Below are 5,516 nucleotides of genomic sequence, written 5' to 3'. Positions count from 1 at the left end.
CTCCGGACAGGTTGTTTCTGGCATTCACAGCAAGCAGAACAAAAGAGACGGCCGTCACCCTATCTGGAAGGTGACGGCCGTCGTCTGGGAATTGATCAAGCCTCCGCGGCGGTGTCCTCTAGCAGGTTGCGGGTGCGGTTCGAGTCGACCGGGATGCCGGGACCCATGGTCGTCGAGAAGGTGACCTTCTTGAGGTACTTGCCCTTCGCGGCCGACGGCTTGCTACGCAGCACCTCGTCCAGCGCGGCCGCGTAGTTCTCGACCAGCTGCTGCGGCGAGAACGACGTCTTGCCGATGATGAGGTGGAGGTTGGCCTGCTTGTCGACGCGGAACGCGATCTTGCCGCCCTTGATGTCCTGGACGGCCTTGGCGACGTCCGGGGTGACCGTGCCGGTCTTCGGGTTCGGCATGAGACCGCGCGGGCCGAGCACGCGGGCGATGCGGCCGACCTTCGCCATCTGGTCGGGGGTCGCGATGGCGGCGTCGAAGTCGAGGAAGCCGTTCTGGATGTCGGCGATCAGGTCGTCGCTACCGACGCGGTCGGCGCCGGCGGCCTCGGCCTCGGCGGCCTTGTCACCGGTCGCGAAGACGATGACGCGGGCGGTCTTGCCGGTGCCGTGCGGCAGGCTGACGGTGCCGCGCACCATCTGGTCGGCCTTGCGCGGGTCGACGCCGAGCCGGAGGGCGACCTCGACCGTGCCGTCGAACTTGGTCGGGGACGTCTCCTTGGCCAGGTTGGCGGCCTCGAGCGGGCTGTAGATCTTGCCGGCCTCGATGAGCTCGGCGGCCTTCGTGTAGGACTTGCTGCGCTTCACTGCGGTGCTTCTCTCTGGTCAGTGGTCAGCGGACGCGACCCGGTGCCGCGTCCTCCCACGGTGGGTGAGGGCGTCAGCCCTCGACGGTGATGCCCATCGAGCGGGCGGTGCCGGCGATGATCTTGGCGGCCTGCTCGACGTCGTTGGCGTTGAGATCTTCCATCTTGGTCTGGGCGATCTCGCGCACCTGGTCCATGGTCACCTTGGCGACCTTGGTCTTGTGCGGCTCGCCGCTGCCCTTGTCGACACCGGCGGCGGCCAGCAGCAGGCGGGCGGCCGGCGGGGTCTTGGTGACGAAGGTGAACGAGCGGTCCTCGTAGACCGAGATCTCGACGGGGACGATCTGCCCGCGCTGCGACTCGGTCGCGGCGTTGTACTGCTTGCAGAACTCCATGATGTTGACGCCGTGCTGGCCGAGCGCGGGGCCGACCGGCGGCGCCGGGTTCGCGGCGCCCGCCTTGATCTGCAGCTTGATGATCGCGGCGAGCTTCTTCTTGGGAGGCATGACTTCTCTTCTTCTCGACGGGGTGTTTCGACGGGCGCGGGCTTAGAGCTTCGCGACCTGGCTGAAGGCCAGCTCGACGGGCGTCTCGCGGCCGAAGATGGACACCAGGACGTGCAACTTCTGGTGCACCGGGTCTATTTCGCTGATCGTCGCCGGCAGGGTGGCGAACGGGCCGTCCATGACCGTGACCGACTCGCCGACGTTGTAGTCGACGACCTCGATCTTGGGCTTGTCGACACCGGCCGCCGCGGCCTTGCCGCCGCCGGCCACCGCCGCGGCGCGCTTGCTGGCCGGGGCGAGGATCTTCACGACCTCGTCGATGGAGAGCGGCGACGGACGCGACGTGGCGCCGACGAAGCCGGTGACGCCCGGGGTGTTCCGGACGGCGCCCCACGACTCGTCGTTGAGGTCCATGCGCACCAGGATGTAGCCCGGGAAGACCTTGCGCTGCACCTGCTGGCGCTTGCCGTTCTTGATCTCGACGACCTCTTCGGTCGGCACCTCGACCTGGAAGATGTAGTCCTCCATGTCCAGGCTCTGGATGCGGCTCTCGAGGTTGGTCTTCACCTTGTTCTCGTAGCCCGCGTACGAGTGCACGACGTACCAGTCGCCGAACTGGGTGACCAGCTGCTTGCGTAGCGCCTCGACCGGGTCCTCGTCCTCGTCGACCGTGTCGACGGGCTCGTCGGCCTGCTCGGCCTCGGCGGCCGGCTCGTCCGCGCTGGTGTCGCCCGCCTCGTCGTCGGCCTCGGTGATCTCGTCGGCCTCGTTCTCGGCGCTGTCCGCCACCGGGTCGGCGATGCCGGGCTCGTCGTCGACGGAGGCGGCCGCCTCCTCCGGCGAGGGTGCGTCGTCGTCGTCCGCGCCGAGCAGGTGCGCGGCCTCGCTGTAGTCCAGGCGCTCGGCGTTGTTCGAGGAGCCGCCGGCCGGTGAGCTGAACGGGTCGTCCAGCCCGCGCGCGGCGGCGTCGTCGTACTCGGACACGATCTCTCTTCTCTTGGGCGATCTTGCTCGGGATGGTGGGCCGGGGCGGAGCGCCTCAGCCGAACAGCGTCAGGACCAGCTTGGCGAAGCCGATGTCCAGACCCGCGACGATCGCGACCATGATCGCGACGAACACGATCACGACGATGGCGTAGGTGACGAGCTCGCTGCGTGACGGCCACAGCACCTTGCGCATCTCGCCGACGCTCTCGCGCACGAGACGCACCGGCTTGCCGCCCCGGCCGGGGGCCTGGCGCGACGGGGTCGCGTCCGAGCGGGTGGCAGTCATGACCTACTCCTCGTCAGCGGGAACACTGCTTCACAACAGCGCAGGGGCGACAGGACTCGAACCTGCAACCGCCGGTTTTGGAGACCGGTGCTCTACCAATTGAGCCACGCCCCTAGAGCGTGAGCCCCCGAATCGCGCGCATGCTTGCGCAGAGTCTCGGGGACCCGATGGAGCAGTCTACGCAGGACGCCGCGCGGTCTCCAAACCTCGCCCCGATCGCGGTGGACCGGTCTGGAACGATGGGACGCATGGGAGCACGCGTATCCGACCGCATCGGGGCCATCGCCGAGTCCGCCACCCTGGCCGTGGACGCGAAGGCCAAGGCGCTCAAGGCCGCCGGCCGCCCGGTGATCGGCTTCGGCGCCGGCGAGCCCGACTTCCCCACCCCCGACTACATCGTCGAGGCGGCCGTCGCGGCCGCCAGGCAGCCGAAGTACCACCGCTACACGCCGGTGGCCGGCCTGCCCGAGCTGCGCGAGGCGATCGCCGCGAAGACCCTGCGCGACACCGGCTACTCGGTCGGCGCGGCGCAGGTGCTCGTCACCAACGGCGGCAAGCAGGCCGTCTACAACGCCTTCGCCACCCTGCTCGACCCGGGCGACGAGGTGCTGCTGGTGGCGCCGTACTGGACGACCTACCCGGAGGCGATCAAGCTCGCCGGCGGTGTGCCGGTCGAGGTGGTCACCGACGAGACGTCCGGATACCTCGCGACCGTCGAGCAGCTCGAGGCGGCCCGCACCGACCGCACCAAGGTGCTGCTGTTCGTCAGCCCGTCGAACCCGACCGGTGCCGTCTACGCCCCGGAGGACGTCGCGGCCATCGGCGCGTGGGCGAACGAGCACGGCCTGTGGACGGTCACCGACGAGATCTACGAGCACCTGGTCTACGGCGGCGCGACGATGACCTCGATCGCGCACACGGCCGGCGAGCAGGTCGTCGTGCTCAACGGTGTCGCCAAGACCTACGCCATGACCGGCTGGCGGGTGGGGTGGATGATCGGCCCCACCGACGTCATCAAGGCGGCGTCGAACCTGCAGTCGCACGCGACGTCGAACGTCTCGAACGTCGCCCAGGTCGCGGCGCTGACGGCGGTCAGCGGCGATCTCTCGGCGGTCGCCGAGATGCGCTCGGCCTTCGACCGGCGCCGGCAGCTCGCCGTGCAGCTGCTGCGTGAGATCCCCGGCGTGATCTGCCCCGAGCCGCAGGGCGCCTTCTACGTCTACCCGTCGGTGAAGGGCCTGCTCGGCCGTCCGCTGCGTGGCAGGACCGCCGCCGACTCGGCCGAGCTCGCCAACCTGATCCTGGACGAGGTCGAGGTGGCCGTCGTGCCCGGCGAGGCCTTCGGCACGCCCGGCTACGTGCGCCTGAGCTACGCGCTCGGCGACGACGACCTCGCCGAGGGCATCGGCCGGATCGCCAAGCTCGTCGCCGACAGCTGAGGGCTCACACCCCGCTCAGGGCAGGGCGCCGGCGCGGCGCAGCGCGGTGATCGCCGCCGGCACGCGGGCCAGCGAGCGCGCGAGGTCGGCCGGGGTCGCGATGCGCCAGGCGTTCGCCCGCACGTAGCAGCGCAGCGCCGCGTCGAACGCGGTCGCCCCTGCTGCTCGCCGCGCGGCCTCCAGCGCCGCGGCGCCTTTCGCGTAGGTGACGAAGTAGTAGCCGTTCACGTCGGTGCCGTACGACTGCACCGACCGGCCGACGGCGCCCGCGGCGGTCAGGTCGCCACGTGGCTCGGGCGTGCCGTCGACGAGACGTTGCGCGTACTCGGCGAACGCCTCGTCGAGCCACGGGTCACGCGACTGCGAGTCGCCGACCATCCCGTAGAACCACTGGTGCGCCGTCTCGTGGGTGACGGTCGGTTCGTCCGCGTCGAACAGCTGCACCGCGCCGGGGTACTCGATGCCACCGAAGCCCGAGCCGGGCAGCCGCGCCATCGACAGGCTGCCGAACGGGAAGGCGCCGAACCGGTTCGCGAGCACCGTCATCGCGCGCGCCGTGCGGTCGGCGATCGCGCGGGCGGCGGCCACGGTCGGTGCGCCGACCCGCAGGGCGGCCCGGCCGACGGTGCGGTCGACCACCCGGAACGGCCCCGCGGCGAGGCTGATGTCGCGGGCGAGGCCGGGGTGCGCCGTCCAGACGCGTCGTCCCCCGCCACTCGAGGTGACCGCCGGCCGGCCGGTGCCGATCACCGTGTCAGCGGCCGGGGCGGACAGCCGGATGGTCGTGTCCGCCGCCTCGCTCGTGGCCGTCTCGGCCGGGAACGAGATCATCGGCTCGGTGTGCCAGCCGTACCCGCGCTGCCAGGCGAGCAGCGGTTGCGCCGAGCCGAACCACGCGAACCCGTTGCTGCGTCCGATGCGGTCGCCGGTGCGGGCGCCGAGCGTCACCTCGAACCGGACGCTCGCCCGCACCACCGTGCCGGCCGCGACCGTGCGGGTCAGCGGGATGACGAGCAGGCCGCCCTGCGTCGCGGCGGACGCGCCGGCACGGGCGAAGCCGAAGCGCCCGCCCGCGGGCGACGCCGACGCCGCGGACACGTGCACCCGCGTGCCCATCCGCACGAGATAGGTGCTGTTCGCGGTGAGCCGGAGGACGAGCCGGTCGATCGGCCGGTCGGGACGGAACACGACCTGTTCGGTGCCGCTCACCTGGCCGTGGTGCGCGCCCAGGGTGAGGTCGAGCGACACCTGCGGACGCGACCTGTTGGGCGCCGCCCGCACGGCCGGGCAGGCGGCGACCGCGGCAGGTGCGGCCGGCCCGGTCGCAGCACCCGCCCAGGGCGCGCCCAACGTGACCAGCAGCAGCGCAGACACCACGAAGAGGCGCCTTGTCCCCCGCCCCAGTCGTTTCCAGGGCCGGGAAACGACGGGGCCGGGGGACACACGGTCGGTCACGGGGGCGCGCCCGCCGGCCCCAGGCCGCG

Annotated in this window: 5 protein-coding genes, 1 tRNA gene and 1 pseudogene; 1 reads left to right on the top strand and 6 read right to left on the bottom strand. The window is 71.2% G+C overall.

What is annotated here, in order from left to right:
* Window positions 1-95: 95 nt before the first annotated feature.
* The 5 genes and pseudogenes from rplA to ACTHMS_RS05915 form a co-directional block, all read right to left on the bottom strand.
* The gene (rplA, locus tag ACTHMS_RS05935; RefSeq protein WP_440305752.1) at window positions 96-815 is read right to left on the bottom strand and encodes a 50S ribosomal protein L1; all 720 of its coding nucleotides are present in this window, start codon (window positions 813-815) and stop codon (window positions 96-98) included.
* Window positions 816-888: 73 nt separating this feature from the next.
* The gene (gene rplK, locus ACTHMS_RS05930) at window positions 889-1,320 is read right to left on the bottom strand and encodes a 50S ribosomal protein L11 (protein ID WP_440305751.1); all 432 of its coding nucleotides are present in this window, start codon (window positions 1,318-1,320) and stop codon (window positions 889-891) included.
* A 42-nt stretch (window positions 1,321-1,362) separates the two neighbouring features.
* Window positions 1,363-2,217 carry a transcription termination/antitermination protein NusG gene (gene nusG / locus ACTHMS_RS05925; protein WP_440305753.1) on the bottom strand — a complete coding sequence of 285 codons (855 nt, stop codon included), beginning with the start codon at window positions 2,215-2,217 and terminating at the stop codon, window positions 1,363-1,365.
* 142 nt (window positions 2,218-2,359) lie between these two features.
* Window positions 2,360-2,539: pseudogene (secE, locus tag ACTHMS_RS05920) on the bottom strand (preprotein translocase subunit SecE); the annotation flags it as partial.
* Between the two features lie 95 nt (window positions 2,540-2,634).
* Window positions 2,635-2,707, bottom strand: a tRNA-Trp gene (locus ACTHMS_RS05915).
* Between the two features lie 125 nt (window positions 2,708-2,832).
* Between ACTHMS_RS05915 and ACTHMS_RS05910 the strand changes: the two genes are divergently transcribed.
* Complete coding sequence (locus tag ACTHMS_RS05910) at window positions 2,833-4,032, top strand: pyridoxal phosphate-dependent aminotransferase (RefSeq protein ID WP_440305750.1); 1,200 nt, start codon at window positions 2,833-2,835, stop codon at window positions 4,030-4,032.
* A 15-nt stretch (window positions 4,033-4,047) separates the two neighbouring features.
* Here ACTHMS_RS05910 and ACTHMS_RS05905 read toward each other — a convergent pair whose 3' ends face one another.
* Window positions 4,048-5,409 carry a M1 family aminopeptidase gene (locus tag ACTHMS_RS05905; protein WP_440305749.1) on the bottom strand — a complete coding sequence of 454 codons (1,362 nt, stop codon included), beginning with the start codon at window positions 5,407-5,409 and terminating at the stop codon, window positions 4,048-4,050.
* Between the last annotated feature and the right edge of the window lie 107 nt (window positions 5,410-5,516).

This window comes from Jatrophihabitans sp. (genome assembly GCF_051960575.1).
GTDB lineage: Bacteria > Actinomycetota > Actinomycetes > Mycobacteriales > Jatrophihabitantaceae > JBQCEE01.
This window is presented reverse-complemented; position numbering and strand designations above follow the sequence as displayed.

Excerpts from the sequence above, each read along its gene's own strand:
- rplK (WP_440305751.1), bottom strand. The coding sequence starts at position 1,320 with ATGCCTCCCAAGAAGAAGCTCGCCGCGATCATCAAGCTGCAGATCAAG.
- ACTHMS_RS05910 (WP_440305750.1), top strand. The coding sequence starts at position 2,833 with ATGGGACGCATGGGAGCACGCGTATCCGACCGCATCGGGGCCATCGCC.